This window comes from Helicobacter pylori, from assembly GCF_003636935.1.
GTDB lineage: Bacteria > Campylobacterota > Campylobacteria > Campylobacterales > Helicobacteraceae > Helicobacter > Helicobacter pylori_CH.
In genome coordinates this window covers 46,317-63,364 of sequence record NZ_MVVH01000002.1, presented here as the reverse complement: position 1 = coordinate 63,364, position 17,048 = coordinate 46,317, and the positions used below count along the sequence as shown (strand labels likewise).

The window sequence follows — 17,048 nt, the reverse complement described above, 5'->3', positions numbered from 1 at the left end:
CTCCTTTTTTATCAATTATTTATCCATTAAAAGTTAATATGGATCGTGCCTAAGGCTTCAAAATTAGAATTGGGGTCTAATTCCGCATGGCTTAGCACGACCACATCAATTCTGGCCTGCTCCATTTGAATGGAAAGGGCTTTTCTTAAATTAGGCTCTACGATCAAAATCACCGGAGCGATCCCTTTTTGCAAGACTTTCATAGCCTCTTCAGAGACCACTTCAATGAGTTTTTGCAATTCGCCCACATTGAGTAACAGGCTTTTAGAAGCGCCATTTTCTCGCAATTTATTCAGCAAAAATTGTTCGCTATCGGTAGAAAAGGTTAAAAATTTCAAACGCCCGTCTTCAGATTTAAAAGCGTTAGTGATCACCCTAGAAAGCCTTGCCCTCACTTGTTCGGTTAAGATATTCACATCGTTTTGAACCAATGGGGCAATATCAGTAATCGTTTCTAAAATAGTGAGCATGTCTTTAATAGGGATTTTTTCATGCAATAAGGCTTGCAAGACTGAGCGGATCGCACCGGTGGGGACTTTTTTACTCTCTTCTACAATCGTAGGATAGTCTTTAGCCAAGCGCTCTAAAAGGGATTTCACTTCATCTTTAGTGATAAAATCTTCAGCGTATTTTTTCACTAATTCGCTGGTGTGCGTCGCGATAACGGTGCTTGGATCAATAATGGTATAGCCTTGAATAATGGCTTCTTCTTTATTCTTGGTTTCAATCCATAAAGCGTCCATTCCAAAAGCCGGCTCTTTAGTGGGAATGCCTTCAATTTCTTTATTCACAAAACCGGTATTCATGGCTAAAAACTTATCTGGCATCACCATGCCTTCACCAATCACAATGCCCTTAAGCTTGATTTCATAATGCGTTGGGGGGAGCTGTAAATTATCCCTGATCCTAATTTGAGGCATCAAAAAACCATAATCGCTCGCTATCTTTTTTCTAATACCCCTAATCCTTTCTAACAGATCGCCCCCTTGTTTCATGTCCGCTAAACTAATGAGCTGATAGCCTAAAGCCAATTCTAAAAATTCAATTTTTAGCACTTCATCAATCGCCTGTTCTTCTTCTCTTTTAAGTTCTTCTTGGGTTTTAGCCCTTGTGGTTGGGGTGTGGGGTTTGATTTTGGAGCTGTGGGGTTTTTCGCTCAAATCCAAGCCGAATTTTTGACTCAAATAATTTTCTAATTTAGTGAGTAATCCGTCTTTTCCCTCTCTGCTAATCAGCCATGCGATGAATAAAAAGAGAGTCCCTACAAACGCTAAAGAAAAGGTAGGGAGTCCAGGAATGGTTGCAAAAAGCAATAGAATCGCCCCCACAATCACTAAAGTTTTGCTTTTATTGGTGAGCTGTGTGATGAGTTTAGAAGCAAAATCTTCTTCTTCATTTTGCGTGGTGCGAGTGGCGACAATACCGGTCGCTGTCGCAATGATTAAAGCAGGGATTTGCCCTACAAGCCCATCGCCAATAGTTAGGATAGTGAAAGTGCTAGCGCTAAAGCTTAGGCTCATATCCCTTTGAAACACGCCCACTAAAAAACCTCCAATGATATTGATAAGCGTGATAATAATAGAAGCGATCGCATCGCCTTTGACGAATTTAGACGCACCATCCATCGCACCATAAAAATCCGCTTCTTGGCTTAGAGCGGTGCGGCGTTTTTTAGCTTCCTTATCATCAATCAGACCTGAATTCAAGTCCGCATCAATCGCCATTTGCTTTCCTGGCATAGCGTCTAGGGCAAATCGCGCCCTCACTTCAGTAACCCTAGTAGAGCCATTAGTAACCACTAATAGATTCACCAGCACTAAAATACTAAAGATAATAGCCCCAATCACATAATTCCCGCTCACGCTAAATTCCCCAAACGCTGTGATAATATCGCTCACCGCACTGGGCCCTTTATAGCCTTGGGTTAAAATCATTCTAGTGGTGGCGACATTTAAAGCCAAGCGGTACAAGGTTACAATGAGCAATAAAGTGGGGAAAGCGCTAAAATCAGTAGGCTTGTCAATATAAAGCCCGATTAAAATAATCAACACCGACAGCGCAATAGAAATCGTGAGTAAAAAATCCAACACAAAAGGCGGTAACGGCACGATAATGATCGCTAAAATCGCTATCACAAAGACCACAAGGGCTAAGTCTTTGGATTGCAAGAAGCGTTTAAAGACAGGGAAGGTCTTTTTAAAAGCTAATTTGGAGCGTTCGTTTGCCATAATCTAAAATCAATGCCTTAATTTTGGTAGGTGTGTTTGTCTTCTTAGGTTTATTATAATATAAAGTTTAAGAGTATGACACAAAAAAGCTTATTTTACGCTATAATGCGATCTTTATTAAATTACCAATTAGGAGGTCGTTATGGCTTTGAATCTGGAGAAAAAACAAGAAATCATTAAGGCGTTTGCCACTAAGGAAAACGATACGGGTTCTTGTGAAGTGCAAGTGGCGTTGTTGAATGAAAGGATCAGGCTTTTAACCGAGCATTTAAAGGCTAACCCCAAAGATCATTCCAGTCGTTTAGGACTTTTGAAATTAGTCGCTCAAAGACGCAACTTGTTGAAATACATCAAACGCACCAACCATGCGCGTTATGTGGTTTTGATTGAAAAGTTAGGCATTAAAGACAGATAGTTTTATCGGTTTTAGGGTATGGCGAGTTTGTGTTGAAAGAGCGTTTGAAAGCCTTTTTCAGTGCGGACTCTGTCTTCACTTTCATTTTTGCCCTTTTTTTTCTCACTTCGTTTAAAAAACCTTTAACTCAAGTCTTGTTGATTGTTTTAATGGTTTTTTTGTTTCTTAGGTGTTATTTCCAAGCGTCTTTGAAAGAAACTTTCACGATTAATCATTTAAAAACCATGCCCTTTAAATGGCTCACTCTGGCTTTTTTGGGCGTGTTTTTAAGCATCTTCCCTAACATGTTTAACATGTATGATAGCCAAACCTTCCGCTACAATTTATTCGCTCTAAACATGTCCTTAACTTACGCTTGCGGGGCGTTATGCTTGCTTTTTGCGAGCCGTTTAAGAATCAAATTAAACCAAAAAATCCTTTTTTACAGCATGGCTGTTGCGAATTTCATCAACGGCTTGCTTTCATTGGTGCAAAAAATCTATTTTAACATGCCCAGAGCGCAAGGGTTTAGCACGGTTAAGGAGTATGTGGTTTTAGTGAGCGTGTCCATTTTAGGCTGTTATATTTATGCGCTCTATTCGCAAAATCAAAAAGAGAAACTTTTTTTCACCCTTTCTGTTTTTGTGGGGTTTTTAGTCGTTATTTTAAGCGCCACAAGGAGCGCGACAATCGCTTTTATAGCTACTTTTTTAATCCTTTCTTGCTTTATTTTATACGCCAAAAAATCGCTCAAACCATTGGGTTATATGGTGGTTGTGAGTCTTATTTTGAGTGCTTTGTATATGGGGAGTAACGCTTTAGAAAAAAGGGGGGCAATAGAGCAATCTAGGGTTCAAAATCAAACCTTTGAAGAAGATCTGAAACGCTACGCTAAAAAGGACGCTGATAGCAGTATCGGGTGGCGTTTGGAGCGCTGGAAAGAAGCCCTAACGGTTTTGCGTTTAAGGCCCTTTTTTGGTATGGCCGCTAGCGAGAAATGCCAGAGGTTAGAAGAGATTTTATCCTTATCAAAGTCTTATAGGGCAAAAGATTTAATTCTTTGTTATGAAAGGTATGACAATCAAATCATTCATGTTCTAGCCACTAGGGGGATCATAGGCTTTTTAATCTGGCTCTTTTTTTTATTAGTTATTGTAAAGATTTTTTGGAGCGGGATAAAGCAAAACTCTTTAATATCATTCTTTATATTAACAGCATTCACTTTTTACCTCATTTTTGGCATCGGGTTTGACCCCTTTGATTTCTTCATTACGGGAAGTTTTTTTGTAGGAATGGTCATGATGGCTGTTTTTTTAAAAAAAGGATAAAAGCGCTTTTTAGCATCAAAAAATTTAACGCTAGTCAAGCGGCAGTTTCTTGACAATGCGCTCTTAGGGGGATTTAAGGGGTAAGATAAAAACTTATGCTATAATGCGGTTTCATTCCATATTCAACAAGGAGAAATAAATTAATGAAAATTTTAGTGATTCAAGGGCCTAATTTAAACATGTTAGGACACAGAGACCCAAGACTTTATGGCATGGTAACCTTAGACCAAATCCATGAAATCATGCAAACTTTCGTGAAGCAAGGCAATTTAGATGTGGAATTAGAGTTTTTTCAAACCAATTTTGAGGGTGAAATCATTGATAAAATCCAAGAGAGCGTGGGCAGCGATTATGAAGGGATTATCATTAACCCTGGAGCGTTTTCGCACACTTCTATTGCGATTGCAGATGCGATCATGCTAGCGGGCAAACCCGTTATTGAAGTGCATCTCACTAACATTCAAGCCAGAGAGGAATTCAGGAAAAATTCTTACACTGGAGCAGCTTGTGGAGGCGTCATCATGGGATTTGGCCCGCTTGGCTACAACATGGCTTTAATGGCGATGGTCAATATTTTAGCCGAAATGAAAGCGTTCCAAGAAGCCCAAAAAAACAACCCTAATAACCCCATTAACAATCAAAAATAAAAGGGGGCTACTGATGAGAGGATTAGAAAGAGACTCCCATTTCACGCTTGATGAAAACGCAATGTTTTTTGAGTGCGCTTATAGTTGCGATAACGCTTTGTTTTTACAATTAGACGATCGCTCGTTTTTTATCACTGATTCTCGCTACACTCAAGAAGCTAAAGAAAGCATTCAGCCTAAAAATGGCGTTTTAGCGGAAGTAATAGAATCTAGCGATTTAGTCCAAAGCGCGATTGATTTGATCGCAAAGAGTTCGGTTAAAAAGCTCTTTTTTGACCCCAATCAAGTGAATTTGCAAACCTACAAGCGTTTGGATTCAGCAGTTGGGAATAAGGTTATTTTAGAGAGTGTGCCTAGTTACCACCGCCAAAAACGCATCATTAAAAACGATCATGAGATCCAACTCCTCAAAAAATCTCAAGCGTTGAATGTTGAAGCTTTTGAAAATTTTGCCGAGTATGTGAAAAAAATTTTTGATGAAAAAGAGTCCTTGAGCGAGCGGTATTTGCAGCATAAGGTTAAGGACTTTTTGACTAAAGAGGGGGTTTATGATCTGAGTTTTGAGCCTATTTTAGCCTTGAATGCGAACGCGAGCAAACCCCATGCTTTGCCTAGCGCGAAGGATTTTTTAAAAGCGGAGCATAGCATTCTTTTGGATATGGGGATCAAATACGAACGCTATTGCTCTGATAGGACTCGCACGGCTTTTTTTGACCCTAAAGATTTTGTCTTCAAAAGAGAGCAGAGTTTCAAGGATAAAGAGCGTCAAAAGATTTATGACATTGTGAAAGAAGCGCAAGAAAAGGCTATTTCAGGCATTAGAGCGGGCATGACCGGTAAAGAAGCAGACAGCTTGGCTAGGGGAGTGATTAGCGATTATGGTTATGGGCAGTATTTCACTCACAGCACCGGGCATGGCATTGGCTTAGACATCCATGAGCTTCCTTATATTTCATCGTGCAGTGGAACCATTTTAGAAGAGGGCATGGTGTTTTCTGTAGAGCCTGGGATTTATATCCCTGGATTTTTTGGGGTGCGCATTGAAGATTTAGTGGTGATTAAAAATTCTAGGGCTGAGCTTTTGTGATGCGAGAGATCCTTACTAGCCGCTTTTTCCCCAGCCTTTTTAAAAAAAGGCTTGATTTTTCTAACAGGGTGGTTTTAGGACTAGGATCTAATCTTAAAAATCCTTTAAAAATATTAAAAAATTGTTTTTTATATTTTAAAAATCATAGTAAAATCGGGAAAATTTTTTCTTCGCCCATTTATATCAATCCGCCTTTTGGTTACACTAATCAACCTAACTTTTATAACGCTACGATTATCCTTAAAACATCTTTAAGTTTGCGCCATTTTTTTGCTTTGGTTTTTTATATAGAAAGGCGTTTTGGGCGCCAAAGGAAGCGCGATTTTAAAGACGCTCCAAGAACTTTGGATATTGATATTATCGCTTTCAACCAAGTCATTTTAAGACAGAATGATTTGACTTTACCTCATCCTAAATGGAGTGAAAGGGATTCGGTGTTAGTGCCTTTAACTTTACAACAAATTCTTTTTAAAAAAGGGGAGTGGTGAAATTCTATACCTATAGTGGGGAGACAGCTGCTGAAGCTTTAAAGATCGCTCAAAGCCACCATGGGGTGGATACGCTGGTGTTTAAAACCCAAGAAATCCGTAAAAAAACGCTCACTTCTTCTGGGCTTTATGAAATCGTTGTGGCGGTTGAAGAAGAAAACGAAAACAAACCCCCTAAAGCCCCCCTTATTCCAGAAAGCTTGTATGATGAAGAATTGAATGAAGAAGACGTGGTCATGCAGCTTTCAAGCACTGTAGAAGAAATGCGCAAACTCGCCGGGGTTTCATCTAATCAGCACAACTATAGTTTTTCAAAAAATAAGACCCTTTTAGAAAAAGACGCTCCGTTAGAGGATACGCCTTTAGAGGCTAATAAGCAGGACGCTTTATTGCAAGCCTTAAAAGATGAAGCCAACCATAAAAAAGAAAGAGAAAAAAGAGAGGTTAAACAAGAAGAAGAGATTAAAGATATTAATCTGCAATTAAGTAAAATCAGAGACAGCTTAAAACTCATTCAAAACATGTTTTGGGATGAGAAAAACCCCAATTCTATCAATATCCCTCAAGAATTTGCCGAAATTTACAAACTAGCCAAACAAAGCGGGATGAAATCCAGCCATTTAGATGAAATCATGCAATTGAGCCTGGAATTGATGCCTTTACGCATGCGGGAAAATTCCGTAACGATCAAGCGCTATTTTAGAGAAGTGTTGCGTAAAATGATTTTGTGCCGCCCTGAAGATTTGAATTTAAGGCAAAAACGCATTTTAATGCTTGTAGGGCCAACAGGCGTGGGGAAAACGACGACTCTGGCTAAATTGGCCGCGCGCTATTCTAGAATGCTAGCGAAAAAATACAAGGTGGGCATTATCACTTTAGACAATTATCGTATTGGGGCTTTAGAGCAATTGAGTTGGTATGCTAATAAAATGAAAATGAGTATAGAAGCGGTGATTGACGCTAAGGATTTTGCGAAAGAAATTGAAGCTTTGGAATACTGCGATTTTATTTTAGTGGATACGACAGGGCATTCGCAATACGATAAAGAAAAAATTGCCGGTTTGAAGGAATTTATAGATGGGGGTTATAATATTGATGTGTCCTTAGTGCTTTCCGTTACCACTAAATACGAAGACATGAAAGATATTTATGATTCTTTTGGAGTGTTAGGGATTGACACTTTAATCTTTACGAAATTAGATGAGAGTAGGGGGCTAGGGAATTTGTTTTCTTTAGTGCATGAAAGCCAAAAGCCTATCAGCTATCTTTCTGTCGGCCAGGAAGTGCCTATGGATTTGAAAGTGGCTACTAATGAGTATTTAGTGGATTGCATGCTAGATGGCTTTAGTAACCCTAATAAGGAACAAGCATGAACAATCAAGCGAGCCGCTTGGATAATTTGATGAATCTTAAAAGCCCTAAAAGTTTTTTTGATAATAAGGGGAATACCAAATTCATCGCTATCACAAGCGGTAAGGGAGGCGTGGGGAAATCCAATATTAGCGCTAATTTAGCTTACTCTTTATATAAGAAAGGTTATAAGGTAGGGGTGTTTGATGCGGATATTGGTTTAGCGAATTTAGATGTGATTTTTGGGGTGAAAACCCATAAAAATATCTTGCATGCCTTAAAAGGCGAAGCCAAATTGCAAGAAATCATTTGCGAGATTGAACCCGGGCTTTGCTTAATTCCTGGGGATAGCGGTGAAGAAATTTTAAAATATATTAGCGGCGCAGAAGCTTTAGATCAATTCGTGGATGAAGAGGGGGTTTTAAGCTCTTTAGATTATATTGTGATTGATACGGGAGCTGGGATTGGAGCCACTACACAAGCGTTTTTGAATGCGAGCGATTGCGTGGTGATTGTTACCACACCCGATCCTTCAGCGATTACCGATGCGTATGCATGCATTAAAATCAACTCCAAGAATAAAGATGAATTGTTTCTTATCGCTAACATGGTAGCCCAACCCAAAGAAGGCAGGGCGACTTATGAAAGGCTGTTTAAAGTGGCTAAAAACAATATCGCTTCATTAGAATTGCATTACTTAGGAGCGATTGAAAACAGCTCCTTATTGAAACGCTATGTGAGAGAGCGAAAGATTTTAAGAAAAATAGCCCCTAATGATTTGTTTTCGCAATCCATTGATCAGATAGCGGGTCTTTTGGTCTCTAAATTAGAAACCGGCGCTTTAGAAATACCAAAGGAAGGTTTGAAAAGCTTTTTTAAAAGGCTTTTGACATATTTGGGGTAGGCTGATGAGAGTTCAAAATTTTATCCATTTTTCTGTTGTGGTAGGGTTTTTTTTAGGGTTAGTGTTTTCGGTGTTGAAATTCAATGAGCCAGAGAGCATTTTATTATGGACGGTGTTATCCACGCTTGGGGGATACTTGATCGCGTTGTTGTTTGCGTCTATTTTTATCGCTTGCACGGATTTAGACATTTGTCTTTTTGACAAAAAAGGCACTGAAGAGAGCTTGCTTCGTTTCAATCATGAGTTTAAGAACAGAGAAAAAGAAGTGGCTAGTATTTTAGAATACATTAGAAATTATGACTTTGACGATGGAAAATAGAATGCCCCAAGAAATTCAAAAAACTGAACCAAACGAAATAAACGAAAAAAATATAGAAAAGGTTTTGAACGCCTATGATAAGCAACAACACCACCATCAAGACGCGCTCGCTATCCAGTATCTACCGGCCGTGCGCGCTATGGCGTTTCGTTTAAAAGAGCGCTTGCCCAGCTCTATTGATTTTAACGATCTAGTTTCTATTGGCACTGAAGAATTGATTAAATTAGCCAGGCGTTATGAGAGCGCGTTAAACGATTCTTTTTGGGGGTATGCTAAAACTCGTGTCAATGGGGCGATGTTAGATTATTTGCGTTCTTTAGATGTGATTTCTCGCTCTAGCAGGAAGCTGATTAAAAGCATTGATATTGAAATTACCAAACACCTTAATGAGCATGGGAAAGAGCCTAGCGATGCGTATTTAGCGCAAACTTTAGGCGAAAATATTGAAAAAATTAGAGAAGCCAAAACGGCCTCAGATATTTATGCGTTAGTGCCAATAGATGAGCAATTCAATGCGATTGAGCAAGATGAAATCACTAAAAAGATTGAAGCAGAAGAGTTGTTAGAGCATGTCCAAAAAGCACTGAATCAAATGAGCGAACGAGAGCAAATCCTTATCCAGCTTTATTACTTTGAAGAGTTGAATTTGAGCGAGATCAAAGAGATTTTAGGCATTACTGAATCGCGCATTTCTCAAATCATTAAAGAAGTGATTAAAAAGGTGCGTAAATCCTTAGGAGTGGATCATGGCTGATATTTTAAGCCAAGAAGAAATTGATGCGCTTTTAGAAGTCGTTGATGAAAATGTGGATATTCAAAATGTCCAAAAAAAGGATATTATCCCGCAGCGCAGCGTAACCCTCTATGATTTCAAACGCCCTAATCGTGTGAGTAAGGAGCAATTGCGTTCTTTTAGGAGTATCCATGATAAAATGGCTAGGAATCTTTCCAGTCAAATTTCTTCTATCATGCGTTCTATTGTAGAGATCCAGCTCCACAGCGTGGATCAAATGACTTATGGCGAATTTTTGATGAGTTTACCTAGTCCTACAAGTTTTAATGTCTTTTCCATGAAGCCTATGGGAGGAACAGGGGTTTTAGAAATTAATCCTAGCATCGCTTTCCCTATGATTGACAGACTATTAGGGGGCAAGGGGAGCGCGTATGATCAAAACAGGGAGTTTAGCGATATTGAATTGAATTTATTGGATACGATTTTACGCCAGGTGATGCAAATTTTAAAAGAAGTGTGGTCGCCCGTGGTGGAGATGTATCCTACCATTGACGCTAAAGAGTCCAGCGCGAATGTGGTCCAAATCGTCGCTCAAAATGAAATTTCTATCATGGTGGTTTTAGAGATTATTATCGGGCATAGCCGTGGGATGATGAATATTTGTTACCCGGTGATTTCCATTGAGAGCATTCTTTCTAAAATGGGGAGTAGGGATTTGATGCTTTCAGAGACTAACTCTAAAAAGAGCCGTAATAAGGAATTGCAAGCGCTATTGAGCGGGGTGAGCGTAGATATGATCGTGTTTTTGGGTGCGGTGGAATTGAGTTTGAAAGAAATGTTGGATTTAGATGTGGGGGATACTATTCGCTTGAATAAAATCGCTAATGATGAAGTGAGCGTTTATGTGCATAAAAAAAAGCGTTATTTAGCGAGCGTGGGGTTTCAAGGGTATAGGAAAACCATTCAAATTAAAGAAGTGATCTATAGCGAAAAAGAACGCACTAAAGAAATTTTAGAAATGTTAGAAGAACAGCGCAGAGGCAAAGTGGGCGATATTATGAAGATAGAAGAAGAGTGAGAAATGCAAGATTTTATTAAGATTTTTATTCAAGAGGTTGTTTCTACTTTAGAAGGGTTAGTGGGTAAGGCCCCGAGCGTGGGATTAGAAAAAGAAGTTTCTAATGGTGAAGAATCTTTTTTGAAATTAATCAGCGTGCCTTATGCAAGAGTCATGATAAGCACGATTGATAAAGAAGAAAGCCCTATTGAATTACTGGCTCCAGTAGGTTTGGTTACCGCTTTAAGCGATTTGATGCTAGGAGGTGAGGGGGCGAGTAAGGAAGAAATGGATAATGACGATTTAGACGCTTTTAAAGAAATGGCTTCTAATATTTTTGGCGCGATCGCTACAAGCTTGAAGTCTCAAGAATTGCTCCCCAAACTCAATTTCACCACCACAAACGCTGAAATCGCTAAAGAGCTTCCTAAAAAAGAAGATTATACTAAAGCGGTAGTGTTTTCTTTTAAAATGGAAGCCATTAAAGAAAGCCAAATCATTTTATTGACTACGGCGGCTTTTGAACGCCAATTTGAAAAAACGCATAAAGAAGAAAAAGAAGAAACGACAGAGGGCGTTGTTGAAGAGGTTAAAACCCATGATGCGTCTTTAGAAAACGTAGAAATCCGCAATATCAGCATGCTTTTAGACGTGAAATTGAACGTTAAGGTGCGCATCGGGCAAAAAAAGATGATTTTAAAAGATGTGGTTTCTATGGATATAGGGAGCGTGGTGGAGTTGGATCAATTGGTGAATGATCCTTTAGAAATTCTTGTAGATGACAAGGTGATCGCTAAGGGCGAAGTGGTGATCGTGGACGGGAATTTTGGCATTCAGATCACGGATATTGGCACTAAAAAGGAACGATTAGAACAACTGAAAAATTAAACCATTTTATCATAAAAAGGAAAGGGATATGGCCATTTTTGGGGAATTAAGCTCGCTTGGGCATTTGTTTAAAAAAACGCAAGAATTAGAAATTTTGCATGAGTATTTAAAAGAGATCATGCAAAAGGGTAGTAAATCGAATCAAAGGGTTTTAAACCTCGCTTCTAATACAGAATTTCAAGTGCCTTTAGGGCATGGCATCTTTAGCATAGAGCAGAGTTATTGTTTAGAGCATGCCAAAGAAAGCGAGAAAGGCTTTTTTGAAAGCCACCAACAATATGTGGATTTCCAGCTGATTGTCAAAGGCGTTGAGGGGGCTAAGGTGGTGGATACAAAAAAAGCTGTCATTAAAACCCCTTATAATGAAAAAAGAGATTTGATCGTTTATGAGCCGGTCAAAGAGGCTTCTTTTTTGCGTTTGGATGCGGGCATGCTGGCTATTTTTTTTGAAAACGATGTGCATGCGTTGAGGTTTTATGGAGAGTCTTTTGAAAAATACAGGGAAGAGCCGATTTTTAAAGCGGTCGTTAAAGCGCCTAAAGGATTGATCAAATTAAAATTATGAAATTGGTGAGTCTTGTTGTAACATTAGTTTTTTGTTATTTTTTAAGGGCTGTAGAGTTGCCTGGAATTTATCAAACTCAGGAATTTTTATACATGAAAAGCTCTTTTGTGGAGTTTTTTGAGCATAATGGGAAATTTTATGCTTATGGTATTTCTGATGTGGATGGCTCTAAAGCCAAAAAAGACAAGCTTAATCCTAACCCAAAGCTAAGGAATCGCAGCGATAAAGGCGTGGTGTTTTTAAGCGATTTGATTAAGGTTGGAAAACGATCTTATAAAGGCGGTAAAGCGTATAATTTTTATGACGGCAAGACCTACTATGTGAGAGTCACTCAAAATTCAAACGGGGATTTAGAATTCACTTCAAGCTATGATAGATGGGGGTATGTCGGCAAGACTTTCACTTGGAAACGCTTGAGCGATGAAGAAATCAAAAATCTAAAACTCAAGCGTTTTAACCTGAACGAAGTCCTTAAAACCATTAAAGACAACCCTATCTAAGTTTTAGCTTCTTTAAATTCTTTTAATTTTCACTCTCTTGGCATTCTTTACACCACACAAACATTTTCATGTCATGGCTAATCAGCTTGGCTTGATATTTTTTAACGACTTCATTCTGGCGGTTTTCAATTTCAGGGTCTGCAAATTCAATGATCTTACCGCAATGCAAACAAATGATGTGATCATGGTGTTCTTTAGCCGCAATTTCATAGCGCCGACCGCTTTTTGAGGTTTCTAAAACACAGATAAAATTTTCTTTTTCTAAGAAATTCAAAATGCGATAGACTGAAGAAATGCTGGTGTTTTTGTCCTTTTGGCGGATAGAATGCGTGATTTCTTCAGGGCTTAAATGCGTGCCGCTGCGATATAAAACGCTCACCACTTCTTCTCGTTGCTTTGAATTTTTGAGTCCGTTTTTTTTGATAGACATTCTCAAGCGCTCTAAAATGGATTCCAAAGTTTCTAATCTTTTCATGCTGATATTTTCCTTATCCGTAAAATGATTTTCATAATTGAAGTATTATTATACAATAATAATGCGATGAACCATAGATAAAACTCATTATTATTTTAATTTAATCAAAAAATATTGATTTTTTATTACCATTATCGCATTTTAATGTAACTTATAAGATCAATTTCTTATCTTATCAAGCCATTCTAAAAGGGTTTTTTCAAACCCTATACCTTGAGAAGAAACCAAATTGAGGGGTTTTTCTAAATAATCTTGTTTGACATAGCCGTTATAATCATGCGGGTAAAGGTAATCTTTAGAATTGGGTAATAAGTGTTTAGGAATGGGGTAGAGTAAGCCCTTTTGAACGCAATCCAAAGCCTGATCGATCGCTCTATAAGCCGTGTTAGACTTGGGCGAACAAGCCAGATAAATCACGCATTGGCTTAAAATAATGCGCGCTTCAGGGTAGCCGATTTGTTTGACTGAAAACAAGCAAGAAGAGGCTAAATTAAGGGCGTTCGGGTTAGCGTTACCAATATCTTCGCTCGCAAAAATTACCAGCCTTCTGGCGATAAATTCCGGGTTTTCCCCGCCAGCAATCAAGCGCGCCAGATAATAGATGGAAGCGTTTTCATCGCTCCCTCTTAAAGATTTGATTAACGCGCTAGTGAGATTATAATGCGTATCATCGCTATAAGATCCGTCATTTAGGCTATGGGGTCGTAAGGATTGGAGTGTTTTTAAAGTGATAGGATCTTCTATTTTAGCGCTCAAATCTAAAAGGTTTAATAACGCTCTAGCATCGCCAGCGCTGTTGTTTAAAAGATAGGTTTTAGCGTCAGGCTCTATTTGTTTTTTGAGCAATGTTAAAGCCTTATCGCAAAGCTTGTCTAAATCGCTCTTATTTAGTGGGGTTAATTCAAAAATAAAACTTCTTGAGCGGATCGCATGGCTTAGGCTGTAATTAGGATCTTGCGTGCTAGCCCCTAAGATTAAAGCGTGATCTTTTTCCATAATGGGGAGTAAAAATTCTTGTTGGGTTTTATTCAATCTGTGGGTTTCATCAATAAAAACAACGGGCTTTAAAAGGGTGTTTTGGTAATTTTTAAGCTTAAGGCGCAAATCCTCTAATTTGAAATCCGTCGCACTAAATGAAAGAATGGGGCGCTCTAGGGAGCGAACGATGATTTGAGCCAGGCTTGTTTTACCCACGCCAGGAGGGCCATAGAAAAAGGCATGGGGGAAGTGTTTGGATTGTAAGGCTTTAAATAAGGGGGTGTCTTTCCCTATTAGATGCTCTTGGCCTAAAAAATCTTCTAGGCTTGTGGGGTTTAAAAGCGAAGTCAGGCTCATTTTTTAAATAAAATCAATTCGTAAAAATTCGTAGGGGTGTTTAAATTTTTCGTTGGGGTTTTGTTGTTTTTAGAGTGTTTTTGCAGAGCGTCTTGCAGTTCTTTATTGAGATTGTCTAATTCATCAAGCTTTTCTTTCAAACGCAAGATAATATCCACGCCCGCTAGATTAACCCCCATATCCCTTGTAAGGCGTAAAATCGTTTTGATTTTGTCCATGTCTCGTTGGGAATACAAGCGCATTTTCCCATCAGTCCTGCTAGGCTCTATCAAACCCTCTTTTTCGTATTGGCGCAAGGTTTGAGGGTGCACGCCTAAGATTTTAGCCACAACGCTTATCAAATAAAGCGGTTCATCATAATCGCACACGATTCCTCCTTACAATTCTTTTTCTAATAACGTTTTTAACTCATTAGAAAGCGTTTCCGTTTTAGGCAAAATCAAACGAGCTTGCAAATACAAATCCCCCACATGCGAAGTTTTTCTGTTTTTGATCCCTTTGTCTTTGATGCGGAATTTTTGCATCGCTTTGGTGTTAGGGGGAATGGTTAGGGTTAAGGTTTTATGCCAAGTGGCGATTTCAATTTTCCCTCCAAAAAGAGCCGTTTTTAAGGGCAAATCAAAGATTTGGATAATATCGTCTTTCTCGCGCCTATACATTTCATCTTCTTCAATATGGATCTGCAAGAGCAAATCGCCCCTACCCATTTGCCCCGTTTTCCCTTTGTTGCGAACCCTGATTTTTTCGCCCTCTTCCACGCCGATAGGGATTTTAAGGCTAAAAGTCTCATTATTGATGCTCACTTGTTTTTTATTGCCTAAAAGGGTGTCTAAAACAGAGACATTTAAAGTGATGGTCATGTCTAAATTTTCAGGGGCGAAATTGGAAAAATTAAAGCCAGAAAAGCCTTGCGAGTTTTGAGAAAATCTTTGCGAAAAGCCTCCTTTCCCAAAAATAGAGCTTAAAATATCGTCTAAATCTTCACTAGGACCACGGCTTTTTGCAAAATCGCTGAAATTCTGCCCCCCAAACATGTTATCGCCAAACTGATCGTATTGGCGGCGTTTTTCTTCATCGCTCAAAATTTCATAAGCGGCGTTGATTTCTTTGAATTTTTCTTCGGCTTCTTTGGTTTTATTCAAATCCGGGTGGTATTGTCGGGCTAAACGGCGGTAGGATTTTTTGATTTCATCTTGGCTGGCGTTTTCGCTCACATTTAAAGTTTGGTATAAACTCTTACTCATGAATCACCTTTAAAATAGTTTTATTAGAATACTATCATAAATCTTTAGTGTTAGTCAATCAAGTTTATTGATAATGTTTAGTGGTAATTGAGATTTTAAACCCGTTTCAGTGCAATTAAAAGGAATTTTAACTAAAATATTGAGTTTAAATCCACGATGAGTTTTTAATGCAATATAAGAAAAATAAGAAAAGATATTATTATTTAGCGTTAGGGATCTTTTTTTTAAATGGTCTGTCTTTGAAAGCTTTAGAGATCGCAGTCAAACCTTTTGGCTATCTGGGGCTATTGTATAATCAAGGGGCGCAAAAAAACCCTCACAGCTATGTAGGGGCTTTAGCGCGCCTTGGGGTGGATTTTTCTTATAGTAATGGGTGGTCCTTTGGCATTGGAGCGATTGGAGCTTGGAATATTTATAACAAACAGCGTTTGGCTAACCTTTACATCAGTCTGGGGAATTTTTTTGGTAGTTCTAAAAATGTTAAACCTTATTTGAGCGCTGGCGATGTTTCTGATGCGTATCTCCAATACACTAACCAGCGTTTTAAAATCGCTTTAGGGCGTTTCAATACCGATTTTGTGGATTTTGATTGGATAGGGGGCAATATTCAAGGGGTCTCTGTGGCTTTTAAGCAAAATTCCATGCGTTATTTTGGGATTTTTATGGATAGCATGCTTTATAATGGGCATCAAATCAATAAAGAGCAAGGGAATCGGATCGCTACTTCCCTAAACGCTCTAGCGTCTTATGATCCTGTGTCTAAACGCTTGTATGTAGGGGGGGAAGTGTTTGTTTTAGGCGCAGAATACAGGCATGAAAATCTTAAAGTGGTGCCTTTTATTTTAACGGATACCCGCTTGCCTTTGCCCACTCAAAACGTTTTAGTGCAAGTGGGTGGTAAGTTGGAGTATGACGCTTCTTTAGCTAAGGGTTTCACTTCGCACACTCTAGTGCATGGCATGTATCAATACGGCAACACTGATATTGCTACAAGCGCTAAAAATGCCGGCTTGTTTTTGATCGATCAAACTTTTAAATACAAAATTTTTAATTTTGGAACGGGTTTTTATATCGTTCCGGCAAGAAACAACAAGGGCTATCTATGGACTTTTAACGACAGAACCAAATTCTATGGCCGTGGGATCAACGCACCCGGCGTGCCAGCGATTTATTTTGCTAATTCTAGCGTTTCAGGCTATGTTTTTCTAGGGCTTAAGACTAAAAGGGTGCGTTTAGACGCAATGGTGGCTTTTGGGGATTACCAAGAATATTCTTTAATGAGCAGTTTTAGGGTTTGGACTTATAGGAGTTTGTCTTTTGATATGGGTGGGGGGTATGTGTATGCTTATAATTCTAAAGCCACAAGAAAAAGCCTTGGAAATAGTTCTTTTGTCTTTTTTGGGAAGTTTTTATTTTAAAAAAAATACCATTTTTACAATCAATAGTGAAGAGTTTGCAATAAAGTAAGCGATAAAGCAAGCGGTAATTTCTTTTTTAAAAAATCAA

General features: G+C 38.7%; 18 protein-coding genes and 1 pseudogene. 14 read left to right on the top strand and 5 right to left on the bottom strand.

Features of this window, described 5'->3' with window-relative positions; translation table 11 throughout:
- Positions 1-26: 26 nt before the first annotated feature.
- The gene (gene flhA, locus EAL87_RS01845; RefSeq protein WP_120912740.1) at positions 27-2,228 is read right to left on the bottom strand and encodes a flagellar biosynthesis protein FlhA; all 2,202 of its coding nucleotides are present in this window, start codon (positions 2,226-2,228) and stop codon (positions 27-29) included.
- Positions 2,229-2,370: 142 nt separating this feature from the next.
- Here flhA and rpsO point away from each other — a divergent pair, with 142 nt between their 5' ends.
- The 13 genes and pseudogenes from rpsO to EAL87_RS01780 all read left to right on the top strand — a co-directional run bounded on the left by rpsO (position 2,371) and on the right by EAL87_RS01780 (position 12,488).
- Positions 2,371-2,643: a 30S ribosomal protein S15 gene (gene rpsO, locus EAL87_RS01840; protein WP_001207130.1), complete on the top strand. Its 273-nt coding sequence runs from the start codon at positions 2,371-2,373 to the stop codon at positions 2,641-2,643.
- 29 nt (positions 2,644-2,672) lie between these two features.
- Positions 2,673-3,963 (top strand): annotated as a pseudogene (locus EAL87_RS01835) (O-antigen ligase family protein).
- 130 nt (positions 3,964-4,093) lie between these two features.
- Positions 4,094-4,597 carry a type II 3-dehydroquinate dehydratase gene (aroQ, locus tag EAL87_RS01830; protein ID WP_000699284.1) on the top strand — a complete coding sequence of 168 codons (504 nt, stop codon included), beginning with the start codon at positions 4,094-4,096 and terminating at the stop codon, positions 4,595-4,597.
- A 13-nt stretch (positions 4,598-4,610) separates the two neighbouring features.
- Complete coding sequence (locus EAL87_RS01825) at positions 4,611-5,684, top strand: aminopeptidase (protein WP_120912738.1); 1,074 nt, start codon at positions 4,611-4,613, stop codon at positions 5,682-5,684.
- On the top strand, positions 5,684-6,172 hold the full coding sequence (gene folK / locus EAL87_RS01820; protein ID WP_162968241.1) for a 2-amino-4-hydroxy-6-hydroxymethyldihydropteridine diphosphokinase: 489 nt from the start codon (positions 5,684-5,686) through the stop codon (positions 6,170-6,172). Before EAL87_RS01825 ends, folK begins: the two co-directional genes overlap by 1 nt.
- Positions 6,169-7,545, top strand: coding sequence for a flagellar biosynthesis GTPase FlhF (gene flhF, locus EAL87_RS01815; RefSeq protein ID WP_162972524.1), 1,377 nt, complete (start codon positions 6,169-6,171; stop codon positions 7,543-7,545). The genes folK and flhF overlap by 4 nt, the downstream gene beginning before the upstream one ends.
- Positions 7,542-8,426, top strand: a complete 885-nt coding sequence (ylxH, locus tag EAL87_RS01810) for a flagellum site-determining protein YlxH (protein WP_120912735.1) — start codon at positions 7,542-7,544, stop codon at positions 8,424-8,426. Before flhF ends, ylxH begins: the two co-directional genes overlap by 4 nt.
- A 4-nt stretch (positions 8,427-8,430) precedes the next feature.
- The gene (locus tag EAL87_RS01805) at positions 8,431-8,745 is read left to right on the top strand and encodes a hypothetical protein (protein WP_120912734.1); all 315 of its coding nucleotides are present in this window, start codon (positions 8,431-8,433) and stop codon (positions 8,743-8,745) included.
- On the top strand, positions 8,723-9,499 hold the full coding sequence (locus tag EAL87_RS01800; RefSeq protein WP_120912733.1) for an RNA polymerase sigma factor FliA: 777 nt from the start codon (positions 8,723-8,725) through the stop codon (positions 9,497-9,499). Before EAL87_RS01805 ends, EAL87_RS01800 begins: the two co-directional genes overlap by 23 nt.
- Positions 9,492-10,556 carry a flagellar motor switch protein FliM gene (gene fliM, locus EAL87_RS01795; RefSeq protein ID WP_000763567.1) on the top strand — a complete coding sequence of 355 codons (1,065 nt, stop codon included), beginning with the start codon at positions 9,492-9,494 and terminating at the stop codon, positions 10,554-10,556. The genes EAL87_RS01800 and fliM overlap by 8 nt, the downstream gene beginning before the upstream one ends.
- Before the next feature lie 3 nt (positions 10,557-10,559).
- Positions 10,560-11,423 carry a flagellar motor switch protein FliY gene (gene fliY / locus EAL87_RS01790; protein WP_120912732.1) on the top strand — a complete coding sequence of 288 codons (864 nt, stop codon included), beginning with the start codon at positions 10,560-10,562 and terminating at the stop codon, positions 11,421-11,423.
- Positions 11,424-11,451: 28 nt separating this feature from the next.
- On the top strand, positions 11,452-11,988 hold the full coding sequence (locus EAL87_RS01785; protein WP_120912731.1) for a NanQ anomerase/TabA/YiaL family protein: 537 nt from the start codon (positions 11,452-11,454) through the stop codon (positions 11,986-11,988).
- Positions 11,985-12,488: a DUF2147 domain-containing protein gene (locus EAL87_RS01780; protein WP_120912730.1), complete on the top strand. Its 504-nt coding sequence runs from the start codon at positions 11,985-11,987 to the stop codon at positions 12,486-12,488. The genes EAL87_RS01785 and EAL87_RS01780 overlap by 4 nt, the downstream gene beginning before the upstream one ends.
- A gap of 22 nt (positions 12,489-12,510) precedes the next feature.
- Here the strand turns inward: EAL87_RS01780 and fur are convergent, their stop codons facing one another.
- The 4 genes from fur to EAL87_RS01760 form a co-directional block, all read right to left on the bottom strand.
- Entirely contained in the window at positions 12,511-12,963 is a 453-nt protein-coding gene (gene fur / locus EAL87_RS01775; protein ID WP_108320184.1) for a ferric iron uptake transcriptional regulator, read from the bottom strand.
- Between the two features lie 159 nt (positions 12,964-13,122).
- A complete protein-coding gene (locus EAL87_RS01770; protein WP_120912729.1) occupies positions 13,123-14,298 on the bottom strand; it encodes a replication-associated recombination protein A in 1,176 nt (391 codons plus the stop codon).
- Complete coding sequence (locus EAL87_RS01765; RefSeq protein WP_000332997.1) at positions 14,295-14,666, bottom strand: heat shock protein transcriptional repressor HspR; 372 nt, start codon at positions 14,664-14,666, stop codon at positions 14,295-14,297. Before EAL87_RS01765 ends, EAL87_RS01770 begins: the two co-directional genes overlap by 4 nt.
- A gap of 9 nt (positions 14,667-14,675) precedes the next feature.
- Entirely contained in the window at positions 14,676-15,542 is an 867-nt protein-coding gene (locus EAL87_RS01760; protein WP_120912728.1) for a DnaJ C-terminal domain-containing protein, read from the bottom strand.
- Between the two features lie 167 nt (positions 15,543-15,709).
- On the opposite strand from EAL87_RS01760, the gene EAL87_RS01755 reads away from it, so the two are divergent.
- Entirely contained in the window at positions 15,710-16,960 is a 1,251-nt protein-coding gene (locus EAL87_RS01755; protein ID WP_120912727.1) for a hypothetical protein, read from the top strand.
- Positions 16,961-17,048 lie beyond the last annotated feature (88 nt).